Origin of the sequence: Pararhodobacter zhoushanensis (genome assembly GCF_003990445.1) — a bacterium.
GTDB lineage: Bacteria > Pseudomonadota > Alphaproteobacteria > Rhodobacterales > Rhodobacteraceae > Pararhodobacter > Pararhodobacter zhoushanensis.
Genome location: NZ_REEZ01000002.1, coordinates 347,023 through 369,008 on the forward strand (window position 1 = coordinate 347,023; position 21,986 = coordinate 369,008).

At 65.5% G+C, this 21,986-nt stretch carries 19 protein-coding genes, 1 tRNA gene and 1 riboswitch; of the genes, 10 read left to right on the top strand and 10 right to left on the bottom strand.

Annotated features, from left to right (window positions below; genetic code table 11):
• Positions 1-73: 73 nt before the first annotated feature.
• Complete coding sequence (locus EAE28_RS23695) at positions 74-481, top strand: hypothetical protein (RefSeq protein WP_164736562.1); 408 nt, start codon at positions 74-76, stop codon at positions 479-481.
• A 139-nt stretch (positions 482-620) separates the two neighbouring features.
• On the opposite strand, the gene EAE28_RS06375 is transcribed toward EAE28_RS23695, so the two are convergent.
• The 3 genes from EAE28_RS06375 to EAE28_RS06385 form a co-directional block, all read right to left on the bottom strand.
• A tRNA-Ser gene (locus EAE28_RS06375) sits at positions 621-710 on the bottom strand.
• Between the two features lie 229 nt (positions 711-939).
• A complete protein-coding gene (locus EAE28_RS06380; protein WP_127104995.1) occupies positions 940-1,779 on the bottom strand; it encodes a hypothetical protein in 840 nt (279 codons plus the stop codon).
• A complete protein-coding gene (locus tag EAE28_RS06385; protein WP_127104996.1) occupies positions 1,776-2,642 on the bottom strand; it encodes a hypothetical protein in 867 nt (288 codons plus the stop codon). Before EAE28_RS06385 ends, EAE28_RS06380 begins: the two co-directional genes overlap by 4 nt.
• A 282-nt stretch (positions 2,643-2,924) precedes the next feature.
• On the opposite strand from EAE28_RS06385, the gene EAE28_RS06390 reads away from it, so the two are divergent.
• The gene (locus EAE28_RS06390; RefSeq protein ID WP_127104997.1) at positions 2,925-4,412 is read left to right on the top strand and encodes a Do family serine endopeptidase; all 1,488 of its coding nucleotides are present in this window, start codon (positions 2,925-2,927) and stop codon (positions 4,410-4,412) included.
• Between the two features lie 62 nt (positions 4,413-4,474).
• Here EAE28_RS06390 and EAE28_RS06395 read toward each other — a convergent pair whose 3' ends face one another.
• Positions 4,475-5,269: an endonuclease/exonuclease/phosphatase family protein gene (locus EAE28_RS06395; protein WP_127104998.1), complete on the bottom strand. Its 795-nt coding sequence runs from the start codon at positions 5,267-5,269 to the stop codon at positions 4,475-4,477.
• Positions 5,269-5,829: a gamma-glutamylcyclotransferase gene (locus tag EAE28_RS06400; RefSeq protein WP_127104999.1), complete on the bottom strand. Its 561-nt coding sequence runs from the start codon at positions 5,827-5,829 to the stop codon at positions 5,269-5,271. Before EAE28_RS06400 ends, EAE28_RS06395 begins: the two co-directional genes overlap by 1 nt.
• A gap of 108 nt (positions 5,830-5,937) precedes the next feature.
• Positions 5,938-6,035: riboswitch (glycine riboswitch) on the top strand.
• A 146-nt stretch (positions 6,036-6,181) separates the two neighbouring features.
• Between EAE28_RS06400 and gcvT the strand changes: the two genes are divergently transcribed.
• The 5 genes from gcvT (at position 6,182) to EAE28_RS06425 (ending at position 14,078) form a co-directional block, all read left to right on the top strand.
• Positions 6,182-7,270, top strand: coding sequence for a glycine cleavage system aminomethyltransferase GcvT (gene gcvT, locus EAE28_RS06405; RefSeq protein ID WP_127105000.1), 1,089 nt, complete (start codon positions 6,182-6,184; stop codon positions 7,268-7,270).
• Between the two features lie 10 nt (positions 7,271-7,280).
• Positions 7,281-7,640 carry a glycine cleavage system protein GcvH gene (gene gcvH, locus EAE28_RS06410; protein WP_127105001.1) on the top strand — a complete coding sequence of 120 codons (360 nt, stop codon included), beginning with the start codon at positions 7,281-7,283 and terminating at the stop codon, positions 7,638-7,640.
• A 1-nt stretch (position 7,641) separates the two neighbouring features.
• A complete protein-coding gene (locus EAE28_RS06415) occupies positions 7,642-8,001 on the top strand; it encodes a VOC family protein (protein ID WP_127105002.1) in 360 nt (119 codons plus the stop codon).
• A 20-nt stretch (positions 8,002-8,021) separates the two neighbouring features.
• Complete coding sequence (gene gcvP, locus EAE28_RS06420; RefSeq protein WP_127105003.1) at positions 8,022-10,862, top strand: aminomethyl-transferring glycine dehydrogenase; 2,841 nt, start codon at positions 8,022-8,024, stop codon at positions 10,860-10,862.
• A gap of 288 nt (positions 10,863-11,150) precedes the next feature.
• A complete protein-coding gene (locus EAE28_RS06425) occupies positions 11,151-14,078 on the top strand; it encodes a valine--tRNA ligase (protein WP_127105004.1) in 2,928 nt (975 codons plus the stop codon).
• Positions 14,079-14,196: 118 nt separating this feature from the next.
• Here the strand turns inward: EAE28_RS06425 and EAE28_RS06430 are convergent, their stop codons facing one another.
• Positions 14,197-15,567 carry an aminotransferase gene (locus tag EAE28_RS06430; protein WP_127105005.1) on the bottom strand — a complete coding sequence of 457 codons (1,371 nt, stop codon included), beginning with the start codon at positions 15,565-15,567 and terminating at the stop codon, positions 14,197-14,199.
• 108 nt (positions 15,568-15,675) lie between these two features.
• Here EAE28_RS06430 and doeB point away from each other — a divergent pair, with 108 nt between their 5' ends.
• Positions 15,676-16,668: a N(2)-acetyl-L-2,4-diaminobutanoate deacetylase DoeB gene (gene doeB / locus EAE28_RS06435; protein ID WP_127105006.1), complete on the top strand. Its 993-nt coding sequence runs from the start codon at positions 15,676-15,678 to the stop codon at positions 16,666-16,668.
• A 90-nt stretch (positions 16,669-16,758) separates the two neighbouring features.
• On the opposite strand, the gene EAE28_RS06440 is transcribed toward doeB, so the two are convergent.
• Positions 16,759-17,208: a hypothetical protein gene (locus EAE28_RS06440; protein ID WP_246022293.1), complete on the bottom strand. Its 450-nt coding sequence runs from the start codon at positions 17,206-17,208 to the stop codon at positions 16,759-16,761.
• 66 nt (positions 17,209-17,274) lie between these two features.
• Positions 17,275-18,282 carry an alkane 1-monooxygenase gene (locus EAE28_RS06445; protein WP_127105007.1) on the bottom strand — a complete coding sequence of 336 codons (1,008 nt, stop codon included), beginning with the start codon at positions 18,280-18,282 and terminating at the stop codon, positions 17,275-17,277.
• A 116-nt stretch (positions 18,283-18,398) separates the two neighbouring features.
• Between EAE28_RS06445 and ftsY the strand changes: the two genes are divergently transcribed.
• Complete coding sequence (ftsY, locus tag EAE28_RS06450) at positions 18,399-19,421, top strand: signal recognition particle-docking protein FtsY (protein ID WP_127105008.1); 1,023 nt, start codon at positions 18,399-18,401, stop codon at positions 19,419-19,421.
• 5 nt (positions 19,422-19,426) lie between these two features.
• Here ftsY and EAE28_RS06455 read toward each other — a convergent pair whose 3' ends face one another.
• Positions 19,427-19,909 (bottom strand): MgtC/SapB family protein, encoded by a 483-nt coding sequence (locus tag EAE28_RS06455; protein ID WP_127105009.1) that lies wholly within the window; start codon positions 19,907-19,909, stop codon positions 19,427-19,429.
• Between the two features lie 106 nt (positions 19,910-20,015).
• On the opposite strand from EAE28_RS06455, the gene EAE28_RS06460 reads away from it, so the two are divergent.
• The gene (locus tag EAE28_RS06460; RefSeq protein WP_127105010.1) at positions 20,016-20,915 is read left to right on the top strand and encodes an EamA family transporter; all 900 of its coding nucleotides are present in this window, start codon (positions 20,016-20,018) and stop codon (positions 20,913-20,915) included.
• Here EAE28_RS06460 and EAE28_RS06465 read toward each other — a convergent pair.
• Complete coding sequence (locus EAE28_RS06465) at positions 20,912-21,913, bottom strand: LLM class flavin-dependent oxidoreductase (protein WP_127105011.1); 1,002 nt, start codon at positions 21,911-21,913, stop codon at positions 20,912-20,914. The two genes, EAE28_RS06460 and EAE28_RS06465, sit on opposite strands and share 4 nt — an antisense overlap.
• Positions 21,914-21,986 lie beyond the last annotated feature (73 nt).

The following is a 21,986-nucleotide window of genomic DNA, read 5'->3' on the forward strand; positions in this document are numbered from 1 at the left end:
TCAGGCCATTTGGGGCTGCCGCGCGGCCCATCAGCCGATCAGCCGATCAGCCGATCAGCCCATCAGCCCGGAGGTGTCGCAAGAAGACCTTCCGGGCGGCCGCAACTTTTACGATCCTGCGAGAAATTATCCAATCAGCCACGCCCCCGAAGAGCACAACAAGCTTGTCCTCGCCCGTCGTCGCTTCGAAGGCCCACACGCTTTTCTTGCCGACCCGGTTTGCGCCGCCGTTGAGGCTGGCCAACCCCGCATAAGTCAACCCAAGGAAACAACGCGGTTTCTGCGCGGTGAGACGGCACGCGTACCCGATGGACACGGTATCTGGCTGTGGACGCTCGGCGCGACAGAGGCGCATCTCGGCATCACGAAAACCGCCGCGCCGCAGATGGCGTTCATCGAAGTCCTTCAAGACGAGGCCTATACCGCCGCGCGACCAGATTCCGCTGCTGCGGTCGCAGCAATGGCGTGGCTACCTGAGTAGAGGTTGGAGTATACTCGCCAACGCGTCCTGATCGAACAAGACCCTGATAGGCCTTTACAGCCCGGCAACGAGAGCACGCCCCAACCGCGCAGACCAACGCTGTTCGAACTTAATAAAGTCCAGAAAATTCAGGGGAAAGTGGCGGAGACGAAGGGATTCGAACCCTCGAGACCCTTCCGGGCCTGCACCCTTAGCAGGGGTGTGCCTTCGACCACTCGGCCACATCTCCGTCGACCCGTATATTGGCCATGTGGCGGGAGAACAAGGGCTTTTTCGATGAAGCGCTGAACCACGTTCGCCACCTGTGTTCAGCGCATTTACAGGTACTTACGTGAACAGGTGCCCTATTTTTCGAGGAGCCCGTAGCGGGATAATTCCGATTCGTCACACCCCGGCCCCACCGATCTCGTGCCCTCTGGATGCCCTCTCAGGCTCCTCCCTACGCGCGCGATTTCCCGTTACGACGACGCGGCCTCAAGCAGCGGATCTGCCCATGTCCAGAACCTCTCGTTGAACGGCAGAGTGCCGCCCTTGGCTTTCAATCCCTTCAGGACCCGGTGGCAGAGGTGAGGGTGACGAGCCAAGGCGGCCTCAAGGAGCACCCGCGCCCGCAGGTCATGTCCGCGTCGCATTTCCGCCACTTCGGCCCTCAACGCAGCGTCGCGGCCCGAGAGCGCGCAGTCGAGGAGCCGTTTCACGCGCCCTGTTCCCGCAAGAACGCTTGTGGTGTGATGTCCGGTAAACGGCATCCTGACCTCGGCAGCGTCTGGGTCGAGGGCAAAAATCTGAGTAGCGTGCCACGAATCGATGGGATGAAAAGGATCGTAGAAGACGTAAGCGCGGCCTGATAGGTCGTCAGCCGTCACCAGCTCTCCGCCGCTTTCCTCGTTCCAGTAGCGCGAAAACCTGCGGTCGAATGCGGGGCACGTCGCGGGGTCAATCGTCACCTGCGGACACATCGCCAATACATGCGTGGCGTGAAAGAGGCGCGAGAATTTGAGCGCGGCATAGCCGCCCATCGAGCCCCCGTAGAGGACACGCGCGCCATCGCGCTGCAGGAGACCCCCGAGCGACCCGGCTGCGGCACGGAGGCTTGCAGCCGGGTACCAGGCGGGTGACTTGGCCACGATGCCAATGACCGAGTATCCAAGAGCCTCGGCAACGGTGTCGGCTGAAAAGCGTCCCGGAACCGGGTGGAAAGCAAGATCAGAGAAGGTCACGAAAAGCGGCCCCGTGTTGCCGCGATCGACATGCAGAACTGCTATGTTTGCATCATCGTAGACCGCTTCAAGCGTCACGTGTTCCTCCAGCCTGTCGAGAACCGACTGAACAGGCCACCGACATTTCTGGTTTTCTCGACAAAGCCATGCTCGCACACCCCGAACTGCCCGGAAGCGATGTTTTGCTTCTTGTTTGAAACACGCTCAGGGCTCTTGTGCACCAGGACTGAGAACCCGTTGGGGTGGTGCATCCCGTTGTCAGAAACGCGGGCAACAACGGGCCAGAGCGAGAACCGGCCCTCTTCCTTGCAACGGATATTCACATCCCGATCCCCATTGGGATGGCCCCGCGTGGCTCCGAACTCGGACCATTTCTGCCGATTGGTGGCAAAACAGGTCGACGGGAGGAAGCTGAGACGGATGAATTCGGCCAACAGCCCTTCGTTCGTAACGGCGGCATGTCCCTCGGCCAGTTGCTCTTGCGTCACGGGCGCTCCGCCGGAGTCAAAGATCTTGGATTCCCCCGCGACCGCCCAGACGTCACCGGCGGCAAAGGCTTCATGCGCCAACATCGCCCGAAACCACATCAAGGCATCAGGCTCGAACGTGGTGTCATCTTCGGAAAAGATGACATCGTCGCAGTCGGTCAGCGCCCAGTCGATAACCGCCTGGGTCGTTTTGCAGGTGCCCAGGTTTGTGTCGTTTTCGCGAAAACTTGCCGCTACGAACCGCGTTGCATTCTGCTGGAGCCAAGCCTCGACGACGGCTTTGGTGCGCGCGTGATCCGGTGCATACCGCTTGGAAGACAAGGCACCGCTCAACGAGTCCTGCAGCACGTACACGCGATACGTCTCAACCCCGAAAGCATTGGAAAGAGAGGTCAAAAGCTCTAACGTCAGATCCGGCTTATTGAACACCTGAAGTGCGATAGCGCTGGTCATCACGAGCCCCGCCTTATGTTGCAGATCGTCACTGCCACAGCGAAAACCCTTGGTCAACGTTTAGTCCACAATGGTTCGGGCAGGCCTGTCGGCGGCCTTGGGCACAGCGCCAAGACACTGTTCAAACCGGCATCACCGCTTTTGAACACGGATATTCACCGAACCTTCACCTTCGCTTGAAACCCTCAATGTCTGTTTGCACTCTTGGCGAATGCTCCTAAGTTCAGGACTGCGCCAGGGCGGGGATCCAGGCGCGTATCGAACGACCAAGGGGATACAATCATGACGCATCACCAGGCGGGCGCGGCAAGCGCTCTGGCCCTTGCGCGACCAACCCCGGGATGGGTTGCCTTGCGCTGGTTCAACCTCCTGGGAATGGTGTTGCTCGTGGCCGCCATGGCTCTGCCGCTGCACGCGCAGGACCGTCCGGTCAGCTTTGCCGATCTGGCCGATCTGGTCAGCCCGGCGGTGGTCAACATCACCACCTCGACGACCGTTGCCGCCAGCCTCGACCGGACGCGGCCACAGCTGCCGGACGGCGCACCGTTTCAGGACTTTTTCAACGATTTCTTCAATCAGGATGGCCGCCAACAGCCACGCCCGCGTCAAAGCCAGGCGCTGGGTTCGGGCTTTGTCATCTCGGCTGATGGCTATATCGTGACGAACAACCACGTCATCGAAGGTGCCGACGAGATCGAGATCGAATTTCGCGACGGCACCCGCCTGGACGCGACGCTGGTCGGCACCGATAGCGCCACTGACATCGCGCTGCTGAAGGTCGAGGCCGATCACGACCTGCCCTTCGTCAGCTTTGGCGACAGCGAATCCGCCCGTGTCGGCGACTGGGTGCTGGCTGTCGGCAACCCGCTGGGTCAGGGCTTCTCGGTTTCTGCCGGGATCGTGTCGGCCCGTGGCCGTGCGCTGCAGGGCAACTATGACGACTACATTCAGACCGACGCGGCGATCAACCGCGGCAACTCGGGTGGGCCGCTGTTCAACATGAATGGCGAGGTTATCGGTGTGAACACCGCCATCCTGTCGCCCAACGGGGGCTCGATCGGCATCGGTTTCGCGATGTCCTCGCATGTGGTTGAACGCGTGGTGTTCCAGCTGCAAGAGTTCGGCGAAACCCGCCGTGGCTGGCTGGGTGTGCGCATTCAGGACGTGTCGGGCGATGTCGCCGAGGCACTGGGTCTGACCGCCGCCCGTGGCGCGCTGGTGACCGAGGTGATGGATGGTCCGTCGAAAGCCGCTGGTGTGGAATCGGGTGACGTCATCCTCAGCTTCGATGGCGTGGAAGTTGCCGATACCCGTGAGCTGGTCCGCCGTGTGGCCGATGCGGGCGTGGGCCGTGAGGTTGATGTTGTGGTGTTCCGCGACGGGGCCGAGCAGACGCTGCAAGTGACCCTTGCCCAGCGCGATGAAGAGCAGCTGACGCAGACCGCCGCCGGCGCGCAACCGCAGTCACCAGACGTGTCGCAGGTTCTGGGTCTGGAGCTGACCGCTCTGACCGACCAGATGCGCGAGCAGATGGGTCTGGCACCGGGCACCACCGGCGTCGTGATCGGCGCGGTTGAACCGGGTTCGGATGCCGAATCCAAAGGCCTGCGCGCCGGGGACATCATCACCGAAGCCGGGCAGCAGCCCGTGACCTCGGTTGAAGACTTCCACGCGCGGCTGGATGCAGCCCGCGAGGCCGGACGCCGCACCCTGCTGCTGATGATCCGCTCGGGCGGCGATCCGCGGTTCGTGGCGCTGTCGGTCGACTAAGACGACCCAGAAGAGGCGTTACCTCGTACACCTCGAAACCGGGCGCCCAGCGCCCGGTTTTTTTATGTCTGCAGGATCAGCGGGCAGTGGTCGCTGACTTCGGGCGTCTGCAGAACGTCGAAATGCTGGACCCCGACAGCGTCGTTCACCAGAAGGTAGTCGGCAAAGCGCCCGGGCTTGGTGTAGCGCGCCGTCCGGGTGCCGGGAAAGCCGCCCTCGGTGACCAGCTCGCGCAGACCCAGCGCCGCCAGCCGCGTCAGGGTCTCGCTGCCCGGCAGGACGTTGAAATCCCCACAAGCGATCACCCCGTCACCGGGTTGCGCCAGCCCCGAGATCAGACCGGCGAAGCGCTCGGCCTGTGCGGCGCGCTCAACCGTATCGGCCTTGCCCGCCGCCGGATCGCGCAGCCCGTGCATCTGCGCAATAACCACCGGCCCGTTGTCCCAGATCCGCACCGCATGCGCGCTGCGCGAGCGGGGATGCTCGCCGTAACCATCGGCGGAGTAGCCTTTGTGCACAAAGCCCTGCGCCTGCCCGATCACCGGGATCGTGCCGCGCACGAAGGTCGCCAGCCCCCAATGCGACGGCACCGGACGCGCGCCATCCCACAGCACCCCCGTCGCCGCCGGACAGAAACAGGCGGCGTGACCGGGCAGCGCCGCTTTCACCTCGTCGAACATCCGGGCGCGTTGCGGCAGGATATGGTCGCCGTCGCGGTATTCCAGCCAGTCCTTGCCCGACAAGGGCGTGTGCACCACCTCTTGCAGGCACAGCACATCCGGGTCCGCCTGCGCCAGCCACGGCATCAGCGCCTCGTGCAGCGTGCCGCCCCAGCCGTTCAGGCAGACCAGCCGCATCACACCACCCTCACCCCATAATCCACCAGCCGCGCATCGACGAACCAGCGTTCGGCCGGCGTCAAAGCCTGATGCCGCGGATAGATCGGCGCGGCGCGGTCATCGACTACCGGCGTGTCCCAGCCGTCCGTCGTGGCAAAGAAATCATGCGCGCCCGCCTCGCCAAATTCGCGCAGATAGCCCTGCACCACCACGTCGAGATAGCTCAGCAGGATCGGCGCGGGATCGGCTTGCGTGATCATGCTCAGCGGTGGCACCGCATAGACCTGCGCGGCAACCGGCTCGTCGCCCTCCACGCTGAGCCCCGCACCGATCAGGTGGCGCGTGTAGCCTTCCTCGCGCAGATCCAGCGCCGCCCAGTCGCCGCCCGGCACATGCGCGACCAGCCCGTCGATGGTTGAGCCCTCATCGGGCACACCCGTCAGGAACGGCGCGCCCCGGCCATCGGTGTGTTTCCACGCGCGCCGCCAGCCGGTCAGCCGGGCACGGTAGGCGGGGGTGTAGATATGCGTCGCGCGGTTCACCAGCGAGCCATAGCCAAAGAAAAACGGTTCGGACAAAGGGCATTCTCCTGTCGTGTGCCCAAGGGATGCCCAAACCCTGCCCCCGGCGCAAGCCCGGCATCGCGAGGGGCTTGCCAGCCCCGTGTCGCTGCTGCTATCGAAAGCGTCGTGAACACGGGAGAACCCGGCGGTCTCCACCCCGCCGGTGCCGAAGGAGCAACCGCCCCGGTAAACTCTCAGGCGCAAAGGACCGCGTTCACATCTGGAACTCTGGAGAGTGGCGTTCGCGCCCGCCGAAGGGATAACGATCTCAGGCGCCCCGAGCGGGCAAGGACAGAGGGGGCACCATACGGGCGCATATTGCGCCGGGCTTGGTGCCGGTCATTCGACCGGTCGGGGAGTGATCGGAATGACCGAACTGCGGCAGACGTGCCTTCATGATCTTCATGTCGAACTGGGGGCAAAGATGGTCCCTTTCGCGGGCTATGCGATGCCCGTGCAATATCCGCTGGGGGTGATGGGCGAGCACCTGCACACCCGCGAAAAGGCCGGTCTGTTTGACGTCAGCCACATGGGTCAGGTGATCCTGCGCGCGCCTGCGCGGGCGCTTGAGACGCTGGTGCCGGTCGATGTGCAGGGGCTGGCCGTGGGGCGACAGCGCTATGCGCTGTTCACCAACGCGGACGGCGGCATTCTGGACGATCTGATGGTGGCCAACCGGGGCGACCATCTGTTTCTGGTCGTCAACGCCGCCTGCAAGGACGCCGACATCGCCCATCTGCAAGCCCATCTGCCCGGCGTCGAGCCGGTCACCGACCGCGCGTTACTGGCGCTGCAAGGGCCGCTGGCCGAGCAGGCGCTGGCCCGGCTGGTGCCCGGTGTGACCGCGCTGCGCTTCATGGACGTCGCGACGCTGGACTGGGACGGCACCGCGCTGTGGATCTCGCGCTCGGGCTACACCGGCGAGGACGGGTTCGAGATTTCCCTGCCCGAGGCCCGCGCCGAGGCTTTCGCCCGCGCCCTGCTGGCGATGGGAGAGGTCGCGCCGATTGGGTTGGGTGCGCGCGACTCGCTCAGGCTTGAAGCCGGTCTTTGCCTCTATGGCCATGACATCGACACGACCACCTCGCCGGTCGAGGCGGGCTTGAGCTGGGCCATCCAGAAATCCCGCCGCGCCAATGGCGGCTTCCCCGGTGCCGACCGCATCCTGCAAGAGCTGACCCAAGGCCCCGCGCGCAAACGCGTCGGCCTGCGCCCCGAAGGCCGCGCGCCGATGCGCGAAGGCACGCCGCTTTTCGCGTCCGAAACGGCAACCGACCCCGTCGGCACCATCACCTCGGGCGGCTTTGGCCCCTCGCTGCAGGCCCCCATAGCCATGGGCTATCTGCCCGCCGATCTGGCCACCCCCGACACCCTGATCTGGGCCGAGCTGCGCGGCAAACGCCTGCCCGCCCGGGTGTGCACGCTTCCCTTCCGTCCCTCCTCTTATCGCACATGAGGTCTCAGCGATGAAATTCACCGAAGAACATGAATGGCTTCTGGTTGACGGCGATGTTGTGATCGTCGGCATCACCGACCACGCCGCCGAGCAGCTGGGCGACATCGTCTTTGTCGAACTGCCCGAACTGGAAACCAAGGTCGCCAAGGGCGACGAGGTCAGCGTCATCGAATCGGTCAAGGCCGCCTCGGACATTCTGGCCCCGCTGGACGGCGAGATCGTCGAGATCAACGACGCCATCGTCACCAACCCCGGTCTGGTGAACGAAGACCCGATGGGCGAGGGCTGGTTCTTCAAGATGCAGATCGAGGATCTGAGCGTTCTGGACGACCTGATGACCGAAGACGAATACAAGGATTTCATCGGCTGACATGACCGTCCTGCGCATCGTTCCCAACCTGCCCACGCGCGACCCCGCTGCCCTGGCGCGGTTCTATGCGCAGATCTTCGATCTTGAGGTCGAGTTCGACATGGGGTGGATCGCCTTTCTCGGCGGTCCCCCGCAACCCCGCGCCCAGCTGCAAATGGCGACCGAGGGTGGCTCGGGCACCGCGCTGCCCGCGCTGACCATCGCGGTCGATGATCTGGACGACGCCCTCGCCCGCCTGCGCGCCACCGGGGCCGAGCCGGTCTACGGCCCCGTCACCGAACCCTGGGGCGTGCGCCGGTTCTACCTGCGCGACCCCGACGGCAATCTTGTGAATGTCGCCGCCCATTCCGAAGCGCGCTGACCCTTAGCCCTGAGGCTCCCATGTCCTTCACGCCCTCCGCCTATGACCCCTATGATTTCGCCAACCGCCGCCATATCGGCCCCTCTCCGGCCGAAATGGCCGAGATGCTGGCCGCTGTCGGCTGCGACACGCTCGACCAATTGATCGACGAAACCGTCCCGCCCGCCATCCGGCAGGACACGCCGCTGGGCTGGGAACCGTTGTCCGAGGGTGCGCTGCTGGCGAAAATGCGCGAGGTGGGCAAGCGCAACACGGTGATGACCTCGCTCATCGGGCAGGGCTATTACGGCACGATCACCCCGCCCGCGATCCAGCGCAATATTCTGGAAAACCCGGCGTGGTACACCGCCTATACCCCCTATCAGCCCGAAATCGCCCAAGGCCGGCTTGAGGCGCTGCTGAACTTTCAGACGATGGTGGCGGACCTGACCGGCCTGCCCATCGCCAACGCCTCGCTGCTCGACGAATCCACCGCCTGCGCCGAGGCGATGGTGATGGCGCAGCGGGTCGCCAAATCGAAGGCCAAGGGCTTTTTCATCGACGCCAACTGCCACCCGCAGAACATCGCCGTCATGCAAACCCGCGCCGCCCCTTTGGGCATCGAGGTGATCGTGGGCGAGCCGGACACGCTGGACCCCGCCGCCGTCTTCGGCGCGATCTTCCAGTATCCCGGCACCCATGGCCGCCTGCGCGACTATTCCGAGACGATTGCCGCCCTGCACGCCGCCAAAGCCATCGCGATCCTGGCGACCGACCTGCTGGCGCTCTGCCTGATCAAGGAACCCGGCGCGATGGGCGCTGATATCGCCGTCGGTTCCTCGCAGCGCTTTGGCGTGCCGATGGGCTATGGCGGGCCCCATGCCGCCTTCCTCAGCTGCGCCGATGCGCATAAACGCCAGATGCCCGGACGGCTGGTCGGCGTCTCGGTCGATGCGCGCGGCAACAAGGCCTACCGGCTGGCCCTGCAAACCCGCGAGCAGCATATCCGGCGCGAGAAGGCGACCTCGAACGTCTGCACCGCGCAGGCGCTGCTGGCCGTCATGGCCTCGATGTACGCCGTTTTCCATGGCCCCGACGGGCTGCGCGCCATCGCCGAACGCGTGCATTTCCGGACCGAGCGTCTGGCCCGCGCGCTCAAGGCAGCGGGCGCGGTGGTCAAGCCGGACGCTTTCTTTGACACGATCACCGTCGAGGTGGGCGTGGGTCAGGCGGGTATTCTGGCCGCCGCCCGGCACGAGGGGCTGAACTTCCGCAAGATCGGCACCCGGCATGTCGGCATCGCGCTGGATGAAACCAGCGATGAAGAGGTGCTGACCCGCGTGCTCAAGGCCTTCGGCATCGACGCCCTGCCGCCGAATAACGCCCAGCTGGGCTTTCCGCCCGAATTGGCCCGCGAAACCCCCTATCTCACCCACCCGATCTTCCACATGAACCGCGCCGAATCCGAGATGATGCGCTACATGCGCCGTCTGTCGGACCGTGATCTGGCACTGGACCGGGCAATGATCCCGCTGGGCTCGTGCACGATGAAGCTGAACGCGGCAGCCGAGATGATGCCGATCACCTGGCCCGACTTCAGCGCCCTGCACCCGTTCTGCCCCGCCGATCAGGCGCAGGGCTATGCCGAGGTAATCAACGACCTCTCGGCCAAACTCTGCGAGATCACCGGCTATGACGCGATGTCGATGCAACCCAACTCGGGCGCGCAGGGGGAATACGCGGGGCTGCTGACCATTCAGGCCTACCACCGCGCGCAGGGACAGCCCGAGCGCAACATCTGCCTGATTCCCATGTCGGCCCATGGCACCAACCCGGCCTCAGCTCATATGGCGGGGATGGCGGTGGTGGTGGTGCAATCGGCCCCCAACGGCGACATCGACCTCGACGATTTCCGCGACAAGGCGGCGGCGGCGGGTGACCGGCTGGCGGCCTGCATGATCACCTATCCGTCCACCCACGGGGTGTTCGAGGAAATGGTGAAAGAGGTCTGCGCGATCACCCATCAGTTCGGCGGGCAGGTCTATATCGACGGCGCGAACATGAACGCCATGGTCGGGCTGGTGAAACCCGGTGAGATCGGCGGCGACGTGTCCCACCTCAACCTGCACAAGACCTTCGCCATCCCGCATGGCGGCGGCGGGCCGGGCATGGGGCCAATCGGCGTGAAAGCCCACTTGGCGCCGCACCTGCCCGGCCACCCCGAAACCGGCGGCGACGCAGGCCCAGTGTCCGCCGCGCCTTTCGGCTCGGCCTCCATCCTGCTGATCAGCTGGGCCTATTGCCTGATGATGGGCGGACCGGGGCTGACGCAGGCGACGCGGGTGGCAATCCTGAACGCCAACTACATCGCGGCCCGGCTGCGCGGGGCCTATAAGGTGCTGTTCATGGGCAACCGGGGGCGCGTGGCGCATGAGTGCATCCTTGACACCCGACCCTTCGCCGAGGCGGGCGTGACGGTCGAAGACATCGCCAAGCGCCTGATCGACAACGGCTTTCACGCGCCAACGATGAGCTGGCCGGTCTCGGGCACGCTGATGGTCGAACCGACCGAGTCCGAGACCAAAGCCGAAATCGACCGCTTCATCTCCGCCCTGCTGGCGATCCGCACCGAGATCGCCGCGGTCGAAGCGGGCGAGATAACCGCCGAGGACTCTCCCCTCCGCCACGCCCCCCACACCGTCGAAGATCTGGTCGCCGACTGGACCCGCGCCTATTCGCGCGAGCAGGGCTGCTTCCCGCCGGGCGCGTTCAGGGTCGATAAATACTGGCCGCCGGTGGGCCGGGTCGACAACGTCTGGGGCGACCGCAACCTCAGCTGCGTCTGCCCGCCGCTCAGCGACTATCTCGACGCGGCCGAGTGAGCCAACCGGGGGGCTGCTCGCCCCCCGGACCCCCTCGCCCAAGGGGGGCGCACGCGCCCCCCTTGGGGAACCCCCCGTGGATATTTGACGCATAAAGTTGGCACTTAACCGTTCGTTAACCATGCCCAACTTTATGCTTCAAATATCCCGGGGGAGGCCGCAAGGCCGTGGGGGCAGCGCCCCCGCGCGCGGCGGCGGGGGCTCAATGCCCCCGTTGCCGCGCCCCTCCCCTTCCCCTTTGCCCCGCGCTTGGATAAAACCCGGCCAAAGCCTCGAGGGAACGATCAGATGAGCATGGACAAGACCTTCAACGCCGCCGAGGCCGAAGCCCGCATCGCGGCGCTCTGGGAAGAGACCGGCGCTTTCAAGGCGGGCGCGAATGCCAGCCGCGACGAGACCTTCAGCATCATGATCCCGCCGCCCAACGTAACGGGCAGCCTGCACATGGGCCATGCGTTCAACAACACCCTGCAGGACATTCTGGTCCGCTGGCACCGCATGCGCGGCTTCGACACGCTATGGCAGCCCGGTCAGGACCACGCGGGCATCGCCACGCAGATGGTGGTCGAGCGTGAGCTGGCCCTTTCCCAGCAACCCGGACGCCGCGAACTGGGGCGAGAGGCCTTCACCGCCAAGGTCTGGGAGCAGAAGGCCAAGTCCGGTGGCACGATCATCGGGCAGCTCAAGCGTCTGGGCTGTTCGCTCGACTGGTCGCGCAACGCCTTCACCATGTCCGGTGCCCCCGGTGCCCCGGCGGGCGAGGACGGCAACTTCCACGACGCCGTCATCAAGGTCTTCGTCGACCTCTACAACAAGGGCATCATCTACCGCGGCAAGCGGCTGGTGAACTGGGACCCGCATTTCGAGACCGCCATCTCGGACCTTGAGGTCGAGAGCACCGAAGTGCAGGGCCATATGTGGCACTTCAAATACCCGCTCGCCGGGGGTGCGACCTATGAATACGTCGAGCGCGACGAGGACGGGAATGTCACCCTGCGCGAGACCCGCAACTATATCTCGATCGCCACGACCCGCCCCGAGACCATGCTCGGCGATGGCGCGGTTGCGGTGAACCCGGATGACGAGCGTTACAAGCCCATCGTCGGCCTGCTCTGCGAGATCCCGGTCGGCCCCAAGGAGCACCGCCGCCTGATCCCGATCATCACCGACCCCTACCCCGACCCCACCTTCGGTTCGGGCGCAGTGAAGATCACCGGCGCGCATGATTTCAACGACTACGCCGTCGCCCAGCGCAACGGGATCCCGCTGTATAACCTGATGGACACCAAGGCGCAGATGCGCGCCGATGGTCTGTCCTACGCCGAAAGCGCTACGTTGGCCGGTGAGATCGCCCGCGGTGAGCGTGAGGCGGGCGATGTCACGCAGATCAACCTCGTCCCCGAGGAATACCGCGGGCTGGACCGCTTCGAGGCGCGCAAGGCGGTGATCGCGGCGGTCACGGCTGAGGGGCTGGCGGTCACCTATTTGAAAAAATCCATCGACCCCGAGACCAACGCAGAGCACCTCGAACTGCTGCCGGTGGTCGAGGACAAGCTGATCATGCAGCCCTTCGGCGACCGCTCGAAAGTGGTGATCGAGCCGTTCCTGACCGATCAGTGGTTCGTCGACACGTCGAAAATCGTCGAACCGGCGCTCGACGCCGTGCGCAAGGGCTGCGAGGCCGACCGCAACGGGACGTTTGACATCGACGCAGGCTACACCCGCATCCTGCCGGAATCGGGCGAGAAGACCTATTACCACTGGCTTGAGAATATCGAGCCGTGGTGCATTTCGCGCCAATTGTGGTGGGGGCACCAGATCCCGGTTTGGTATGACGAGGACGGCCAGCAATATTGTGCGGCCTCGGCTGCCGAGGCGCAGGCGATGGCGCAGGGCAAGACCCTGACGCAAGATCCCGATGTGCTCGACACCTGGTTCTCCTCGGGCCTGTGGCCGATCGGGACGCTGGGCTGGCCCGAGCAGACGCCGGAACTGGGCAAATATTTTCCCACCGATGTGCTGGTGACCGGGCAGGATATCCTGTTTTTCTGGGTCGCCCGCATGATGATGATGCAGCTGGCCGTGGTGGATCAGGTGCCGTTCCACACGGTTTATCTGCACGGGCTGGTGCGCGACGCCAAGGGCAAGAAGATGTCCAAATCGGTCGGCAACGTCATCGACCCGCTGGAAATCATTGACGAATTCGGTGCCGATGCGCTGCGCTTCACCAATGCGGCGATGGCCAGTCTTGGCGGGGTGCTGAAACTCGATATGCAGCGCATCACCGGGTATCGCAACTTCACGACCAAGCTGTGGAACGCGACCCGTTTTGCCGAGATGAACGGCGTGTTCGAACCGGGCGTGGCGCAATCTGCCACGCCGCCCGCCGCCGCCGCGACGGTCAACCGCTGGATCATCGGCGAAACCGCCCGCACCCGCGTGGCGGTGGATGAGGCGATGGCGGCCTTCCGCTTCAACGACGCGGCGCAGGCGCTTTATGGCTTTGTCTGGGGCAAGGTCTGCGACTGGTATGTCGAGTTCTCCAAGCCGCTGTTCGACGGCGAGGCGGCGGGCGAGACGCGCGAGACGATGCGCTGGGTGCTTGATCAGTGTCTGCTGCTGCTGCACCCGATCATGCCCTTCATCACCGAGGAGCTCTGGGGCCAGACCGGCACCCGCGCCAAGCTGCTGGTGCATGGTGACTGGCCGACCTATGGGCCTGAGATCGCCGATGCCGAGGCGGACCGCGAAATGGGCTGGGTGATCAATCTGATTGAACAGGTGCGCTCGACCCGCAGCCAGATGCGCGTTCCGGCCGGGCTGAAACTGCCGATGCTGGTGGTGGATCAGGACGCGGCGGCCGAGGGGGCCTATGCCCGCAACGCCACGCTGATCGAGCGGCTGGCGCGGATCGACGGGCTGCACGCGGGGCGCGTGGTGCCCAAGGCTGCGCTGACCGTTGCCGTCGAGGGCGCGACCTATGCGCTGCCGCTGGAGGGCGTGATCGACATCGCGGCCGAGGCCGAGCGTCTGGCCAAGGGGTTGGAAAAGCTGGACAAGGACATCCACGGATTGTCCGGTCGGCTGAACAACCCGCGCTTTGTCGCCAATGCCTCGGAGGAAGTGGTCGAGGAAACGCGCGGGCAACTGGCCGAGAAGAGTGACGAGGCCGAGCGGCTGCGCGACGTGCTGGCCAAGCTGCGCGCGATGGGGTGAGCGGGTCAGGGGGGCCTTCAGCCCCCCTCTTCGCTTGCAGCGAATTCACCCCCCGAGGATATTTTCAGACAGATGATAGGGGCGCGGTTAACGGGGTGTTAACCGCGCCCTCGGTTTGTCAGCCGAGGGTGGCGCGCAGGGCTTCGCCGGTGACACGGGCGATCTGGTCGGCCTCGTCCGTGGTCAGGCAGAGCGGCGGCGCGAAGCCGAGCATGTCGGCTTGCGGCATGGCGCGGGCGATGACACCGCGTTTGAGCATCTCGGCTACGACCTTGGGCGCAACGCTGCCCATCGGGTCGAAGCTGGCGCGGCTGGCGCGGTCCGAGGTCAGCTCGACCGCGCAGAGCATCCCTTCGCCGCGGATCTCGCCGACATTGGGGTGGTCGCCGACGGCATCGGTCATGGCGCGGCGCAAATAGGCACCGACTTTGCCTGCGTTCTCGACCAGTCCCATCTCGTCGATCAGCTTGAGGTTGGCGACCCCGGCGGCGGCACCGATCGGGTGGGCGGAATAGGTCCAGCCATGGCCGAACACGCCGTTCTCATCCGTGCCCTGGCAGAGCACGTCCCACATCTTGGTGCCGACGATGGAGCCCGACAGTGGCGCATAGGCCGAGGTCAGGCCCTTGGCGATGGTGATCAGGTCGGGCTGCAGCCCGTAGTGCTGCGAGCCGAACATGGTGCCCAGACGGCCAAAACCGGTGATCACCTCGTCGACGATCAGCAGGATGTCATGGCGTTTGAGGATCTCCTGCACGCCCTGCCAGTAACCGACCGGCGGCGGGACGATGCCGCCCGTGCCCAGCACCGGCTCGCCGATGAAGGCGGCGATGGTGTCGGCGCCCTCGCGCTCGATGGTCTCTTCCAGCTTGGCCAGCAGCCAGGCGGTGAAATCGGCCTCACTCATCGCCGGATCGGGGCGGCGGTAATAGAAAGGGGCTTCGGTATGGACGACCTGCGACAGCGGCAGGTCGAATTTCTTGTGGAACAGCTCAAGCCCGGTCAGCGAGCCGGAAACCAGCCCCGAGCCATGGTAACCCCGCCAGCGCGAGATGATTTTCTTCTTCTGCGGCAGGCCACGGATGTTGTTGTAAAACCAGACCAGCTTGATGTTCGTCTCATTCGCATCCGACCCGCCGAGGCCGAAATACACCCGCGCCATGCCCTCGGGCGCGCGGTCCATGACCATCTTCGACAGCGTGATCGACGCCTCGGTCCCGTGACCGGCGTAGGAGTGATAATAGGCCAGTTCCTGCGCCTGTTTGGCGATGGCATCGGTGATCTGCCGCCGCCCGTAGCCCGCGTTGACGCAATAGAGCCCCGCGAACCCGTCGAGCAGCCGGTTGCCGTCGCGGTCGGTGATGAACACGCCTTCGCCGCCGGTGATGATGCGCTGCGGGGCCTCGCCGCGGGCGAACTGGCTCAGATGGGTCGAGGGGTGGAAAAAGCTCTCGCGGTCCCAGTGGGCGAGTTGGTCGTTGGTCAGCATGGCAGGCCTCCTGTTGTTGCGGGCAGGCTAACGCGTTCAGCCGCTGGCGTGAACCCTCTGGCCTTGAGCGCGCGGGCGCGGCAGGATGGGCGCAAATCAGGAGGTTTGATGCCCGCCAATCCGATCCGCCCGACCGTCTCGCTGGACGAACCCGGCAAACGACACGGCTTCCTCAAGCTGCCCTATTCGCGCAACGACAGCGCCTGGGGCTCGGTGATGATACCGCTGACGGTGATCGTGGGCGCGCCGGGACCGACAGCGCTGCTGACCGGGGCCAATCATGGCGATGAATACGAGGGGCCGATTGCGCTGCAGGCGCTGGCGCATGAGGTTGAGGCCGAGGAGGTCACGGGTCGGCTGATCATCGTGCCCTATTTCAATTTCCCGGCGTTCACGGCGGCCAGCCGGGTCTCGCCGATTGATCAGGTTAACCTTAACCGCGCCTTTCCCGGTGTGCCTGATGGCAGCGTGACGCAGAAGATCGCCAACTACTTCAACGACACGCTGGTGCCGCTGGCCGATCTGGTGGTCGATTTCCACTCGGGCGGCAAGACGCTGGATTTCCTGCCCTTCGCCTGTGCGCATTACCTTGATGACCCCGTGCAGCAGGCCGCCTGCGTCGCCGCGGTCGAGGCGTTCAACGCGCCCTGGTCGCTGATGCTGCGCGAGATTGATGCGGTGGGGATGTATGACACCGCCGTCGAGGCGCAGGGCAAGGTGTTCGTGACCACGGAACTGGGCGGCGGTGGAACGGCCTCGGCACGCACGGCGCGGATCGCGCGGCGGGGGCTGCGGAATGTGCTGATCCACGGCGGGATGCTGAGTGGCGCGCCTGAGGTAGAGCCGTCGGTGATGCTGGAGATGCCGGATGACGCCTGTTACCACACCGCCCCGGCCTCGGGCCTGATCGAGCCTTTGGCCGATCTGGGCGATCCCATCGTGCCGGATCAGCCGCTGGCGCGGATCTGGGCTACGGATTGCACCGGCGCGCAGCCGGTGACGGTGTTTGCCCAGCGCGACGGCGTGCTGGCGGCGCGGCACTTTCCGGGGCTGGTGCAGCGCGGGGATACGCTGGCGGTTCTGGCCGTGCCGCAGCGTTGAGTTGTCATTTTTCTGACCCTGTAATGCAGGACGGGCGTGGGGTTTCCCCTGCGCCCTGTCACATTCCCCACATCTGCGATTGGTCAGACGTTAGACGCCAACCTCTGGCCCCATACAGCTGAGCGGGGCGCTGGATTGCTCGACCTCGTAGAGTTCGGTCGTCGGTCCATCCGGCCCCTGAAACACACCGCGCAGGCCGTCGCCGGTGGCATAGAAGGACCAGCATTGCTCGTCGGTCGGGTCATTGTCGTAGAGGAAACAAATGTTGCCGTTGCGCTCGTACCAGACGCCGTCCTGACATTCCTGATCGCGGAACGCCCAGCGGACGCGGCGGTCGGGCAGGTATTCTTCGGTCCCGTAGGGGGTGCCTGAGAAGTTGTAGCTCAGCGTCCGCCCCTCGGTATAGGCTTGGAATTCGTCGGCCCCGATGGGCCGGCTCATCTCTTGCGCAAGGGCAGGAAAGCTGAGGGCCAGCAGCAGCGCACCGGCAAGGCGCAGCGCTGACGGGCCACGGTTAGGCATCGGGAACGGCAGGGTCATGGGCACCTCGGTCGCAGGACTGCTGCACTGTGCCAGAGGGTTCGCCAAAGGGCCAGCACCCCGCCGTCACGATGCCGCGAGACGCTGCACCGCCTCCAGACGCGGGTTCATCACGCGGCGCCAGAGCGGCGGCACCAGCGCGACAAGCGCCATGGCGGGCAAGGGCGCGGGCAGCATGGCCGCGCCCGCTGGCATCTCAAGCTGCGGATAAGGCCGGGCGGGATGCGCGTGATGGTCGGAATGGCGCGGCGCGTTCAGCGTCACCGCCGCCGAGTACCACCCCGCCGCGTTCCAGCTATGCGCCGGGCCGACCGGCTCGAACCGGCCATCGGGCCGCTGCGCCCGGCGCAGGCCATAGTGCTGCACGTAATCCGACACCAGTAGCTGGGACTGCGCATGTGCGCAGAGCAGCACATAAACCAGCGGCCCCCTGACCCCGAACACCGCGAGCGCCGCCAGCATCAGCAGCACCGCCCCGCCGACATAGAGCGTATAGGGATTGCGCCGCCCTGCCCCGCGCCGCCGCAGCGCCTCTTCCGCCGCGTAACCGGCGCGGAAGCTGCCGATCCACGCGCGCGGCAGGAACCGCCAGAACCCCAGCCCGCGCCGCGCCGAGTTGGGGTCTGCGGGTGTCGCCACATGGGTGTGATGCACCAGCCGGTGGGCCGAGACATGGTGCCCGAAGAGCAGCGCCACATAGACCGCCGTACCCAGTCGCCTGAGCCCGCGGTTCGAGCGGTGGATCAGCTCATGCGCCGCCGGGTTGCCGATCTGGCCAAAGAAAAGCCCGAACCCGATCAGCCCCGCCACCCAGTCCACCCCATGCAACCGGCCGGTCAGCGCCCAGAGCGCCAGCGGCAGATAGGCCAGCTGCACCAGACCCAGCACCGCCAGCAACCCGTCCCCGGTGGGCAGCTCGCCCCCCTCAGAGGGGCCCGGCAGCCGGTCCATCGCCAGCCACAACAGCCCGACCGACATTGGCGCCGCCCAGATAAACCAACCGCCCCACAACGCGCCCAGCAACAGCAAGACGGCCGGGGTCAGGGTGGCGATGGCATAGGCGATCAGCTGCATGCAGGCATCATAGACCGCCGATGCGCCACACAGAAGAGGGTGAGGCCCCTTCCATCTGCGGCCCGCAAAGGCTAACTGCAAGATGTAAACAAAGGCCCAACCGGCACGGAGGCCCCATGTCTTTTTTCGGCAAACTCAAGGAACGGATGTTCCGCTCCTCCTCGAAACTCGATGAGGGGCTTGATGCGCTCGTCGCGGCGGATGCCACGTCTGCGCCGGACATTCCGCCCGCCAGTCCCGCCGCTCCCGTCGAGATCACCAAACCCGGTCTGCTCTCGCGCCTGACCGGGCGCAGCGACGCGCCGCGCCGGGTGCTGGATGATGCGTTTGTCGAGGAGCTTGAAGACCTTCTGGTGCAGGCCGATCTGGGCGTGGAAACCGCGCTCAAGGTGACGGCCAACATCGCGGCGGGCCGCTTTGGCCGCCGGGTCAGCACGGCCGAGATCAAGGAAGCTCTCGCCGACGAGATCACCCGCATCATGGAACCCGTCGCCCGGCCCATGCCGCTTTACCCCAAGCGCCCGCAGGTGGTGCTGGTGGTCGGCGTCAACGGCGCGGGCAAGACCACGACGATCGGCAAGCTGGCCTCGCAGTTCCGCGCGGCGGGCAAGTCGGTGATCATCGCCGCCGGGGACACGTTCCGCGCCGCCGCTGTCGAGCAACTGCAGGTCTGGGGCGAGCGCGCGGGCGTGCCGGTGATGACCGCGCCCGAAGGCTCGGACCCCGCCTCGCTCGCCTTCGACGCGCTGACCCGCGCGCAGGCCGAAGGGGCAGACCTGTTGATGATCGACACTGCCGGGCGGCTGCAAAACCGCGCCGATCTGATGGAGGAACTGGCCAAGATCGTCCGCGTCATCCGCAAGAAAGACCCCTCAGCGCCGCACAACACGCTTCTGGTGCTCGACGCCACCACCGGCCAGAACGCCGTCACTCAGGTCGAGGTCTTCCGCCAGATGGCCAATGTTTCGGGTCTGATCATGACCAAGCTCGACGGCACCGCGCGCGGTGGTGTGCTGGTGGCGCTGGCCGACCGCTTCGGCCTGCCGATCCATGCCATCGGGGTGGGCGAGCAGATCGACGATCTCGACGCCTTCGATGCGCGCGATTTCGCCGTGGCGCTGACGGGAAGCGCGGACTGAGCGACTCACTCCTGGTGTTTGTCCTTTTCGACCAGCCGCAGCATGGCCAGAACAGCGACCACGATCAGCGTGGCCATCAACGCCAGTGATTCGCGCCCGGTGCCACAGCCCAGCCCGACGGCGCCCGCCAGCCACAGGGAGGCGCCGGTGGTGACGTTGCGCACTTCGCCCTTTGAGGTGAAGATCATCCCCGCTGCCAGAAACGCCACACCCGCCGTCACCGCCTCGATCATGCGCAAGGGATCGTTGCGCTGCTCGCCGGCGGCGCCGAAATCCAGCGCGCTGATTTCCAGCCCCAGAATGACAAAAAGGCAGGCGGCGACCGAGACCAGAATATGCGTCCTGAGCCCTGCGGCCTTCTGGCGCCACTCGCGTTCGATACCGATGGCGGCCCCCAGCACCAACGCACTCAACAGCCGCAGCAACGCCGCCGGGGTGGAGACGACGGTGCTGGCCGGGGCGAATTCGCTTGAGATAATGTCCCACATGCCCTTGTTGTAGGGCGGCGCGGATCGGCGTCCAGTGCGTGCCGGTCTTGCCCCCGCCTGCCCTTGTGTGCACAAGCACGAGGACCGCCGCCAAAGGTTTCCCCAATTGAGCAACTGGCTGATCGCGCAGGAAGGTACGCAGACGGGTCTTTACCTGTCGATGGCCTTCGCCCTTGCTGCCGCCGTACTGCACGCGGTCTTCGGCGCATTGCAGAAGGGGCGTCATGACCCGTGGATCTCGCGCGCCGGGATCGACGTCTTCACCTTCTCGCTGTCAGTGCCTTTGGTGCTGTTCGTCGTGCCTTGGCCCGAGCCGCATATGTGGCCGATCTTCGCCGGGGCATGGGTGATCCATGTGATTTACAAGATCCTGCAGGCGATGACCTACACGCGCGGGGCTTACACGGTGGTCTATCCCGTGGTGCGCGGCACCGGCCCGCTGTTCGCGGTGATCGGCGCGGGGCTGATCTTTGGCGAGCATTTCAACGCCGTGCAATGGCTGGGCGTCGGGGTACTGTTGGGCGGGATTTACGGGCTGGCGCTGTATAATCTGCGCAAGATCACCGTGAACCGTGAAACGCTGGTGCCCGCCTTGGGCTTTGCCGTGGCGACCGGGGCGATGGTGGCGCTTTACACCACCTATGACGCTTACGGCATTCGGGCGACGGCGGACCCGTTCACCTTCCTGGCGTGGTTCTTCCTGATCGACAGCGTGTTCATGCCGGTGGTTTGCGCCCGGCGCATGATGGCGATGCCGCGCGAGGATCTGCGCAACCTGCTCAAGCGCGGGTTCTTTGGCGCGCTGGTCGCCTTTTGCAGCTTTGGCGGCATCATGCTGGCCACGCGGCTGGGGCCGGTCGGTCAGGCCGCGGTGTTGCGCGAAACCTCGACGGTGTTCGCCGCGCTGATCGGCTGGGTGATGCTGGGCGAAAGCACCGGCCCCCGCCGCGTCGCGCTGATGGCGATGATTGCGGCGGGGGCGGTGATCGTGCAGCTGGCGGCTTAGGCCGGGGTCTTCACCAGCCCTTTGAGCACGTCCGACGCAATCTCGAACGAACGGATGCGCTTGGCCGGATCATGGATCGCGCCGGTGAAGATCATCTCGTCGGGCCGGGTGCGCTCGATAATCGCTTTCAGCTCGGTTTCCAGCGTTGCCGGCGATCCCACAGCAGACACCGAAAACGCCCCCGACACCTGCGCCAGCAGCGGGGCCGAGATATGCTCGCGGATGTCCTTGACCGGGCGCGGCAGTTTGCCGGGCTGGCCGCTGCGCAACCGGGCAAAGGACAGCATCTGCGACGACCGCAGGTAATGCGCCTCGTCATCGGTGTCGGCGGCAAACAGCCCGGCGGCGACCATCGCGTAGGGCTTTTGCAGCCATTGCGAGGGTTTGAAGCGCGACCGATAGATCGCCAGTGCGTCATCCAGCGCAGCAGGGGCGAAATGCGAGGCGAAGGCATACGGCAGACCCAGATAGGCTGCCAGCTGCGCGCCGTACAGGCTGGAGCCGAGGATCCAGATCGGCACATGCGTCCCCGTCCCCGGCACGGCGCGGACCTGCGCCTTGGGGTCTTCGTCGCCCAGATAGTGCAGCAGTTCGACGACATCCTGCGGGAAAGTATCCTCGCCCTGCATGTAACGCCGCAGCGCCTGCATCGTCGCGCCATCGGTACCCGGTGCACGGCCCAACCCAAGGTCAATGCGGCCCGGATAGAGGGTTTCGAGCGTGCCAAAGGACTCGGCCACGGTCAGAGGGGCATGGTTGGGCAGCATGATGCCACCCGCGCCAACGCGGATCGTCTTGGTGTGGCCCGCGACATGGCCGATGACGACAGCAGTCGCGGCGCTGGCGATGCCGGTCATGTTGTGGTGCTCGGCCAGCCAGAAACGGTTGAAACCCAGCCGCTCGCCCGCCTGCGCCAGCGCGACAGAGCCCCGCAACGCATCGGCGGGGGTGCCGCCCTCGGGCACGGTGGACAGATCGAGGATGGAATAGTGATGCACGGCAAGTCTCCTTTGGGCAAAAGGTAAACCGCTATGGGCGGCGTACAAGCCCGCCATGCCAATGACGCGGCGG

Coding starts and splice junctions, on each gene's coding strand:
- EAE28_RS06385 (WP_127104996.1), bottom strand. CDS start 2,642: ATGACCAGCGCTATCGCACTTCAGGTGTTCAATAAGCCGGATCTGACG.
- EAE28_RS06390 (WP_127104997.1), top strand. CDS start 2,925: ATGACGCATCACCAGGCGGGCGCGGCAAGCGCTCTGGCCCTTGCGCGA.
- EAE28_RS06395 (WP_127104998.1), bottom strand. CDS start 5,269: ATGCGGCTGGTCTGCCTGAACGGCTGGGGCGGCACGCTGCACGAGGCG.
- gcvT (WP_127105000.1), top strand. CDS start 6,182: ATGACCGAACTGCGGCAGACGTGCCTTCATGATCTTCATGTCGAACTG.
- gcvH (WP_127105001.1), top strand. CDS start 7,281: ATGAAATTCACCGAAGAACATGAATGGCTTCTGGTTGACGGCGATGTT.
- EAE28_RS06415 (WP_127105002.1), top strand. CDS start 7,642: ATGACCGTCCTGCGCATCGTTCCCAACCTGCCCACGCGCGACCCCGCT.
- gcvP (WP_127105003.1), top strand. CDS start 8,022: ATGTCCTTCACGCCCTCCGCCTATGACCCCTATGATTTCGCCAACCGC.
- EAE28_RS06425 (WP_127105004.1), top strand. CDS start 11,151: ATGAGCATGGACAAGACCTTCAACGCCGCCGAGGCCGAAGCCCGCATC.
- EAE28_RS06430 (WP_127105005.1), bottom strand. CDS start 15,567: ATGCTGACCAACGACCAACTCGCCCACTGGGACCGCGAGAGCTTTTTC.
- doeB (WP_127105006.1), top strand. CDS start 15,676: ATGCCCGCCAATCCGATCCGCCCGACCGTCTCGCTGGACGAACCCGGC.
- EAE28_RS06440 (WP_246022293.1), bottom strand. CDS start 17,208: ATGACCCTGCCGTTCCCGATGCCTAACCGTGGCCCGTCAGCGCTGCGC.
- EAE28_RS06445 (WP_127105007.1), bottom strand. CDS start 18,282: ATGCAGCTGATCGCCTATGCCATCGCCACCCTGACCCCGGCCGTCTTG.
- ftsY (WP_127105008.1), top strand. CDS start 18,399: ATGTCTTTTTTCGGCAAACTCAAGGAACGGATGTTCCGCTCCTCCTCG.
- EAE28_RS06455 (WP_127105009.1), bottom strand. CDS start 19,909: ATGTGGGACATTATCTCAAGCGAATTCGCCCCGGCCAGCACCGTCGTC.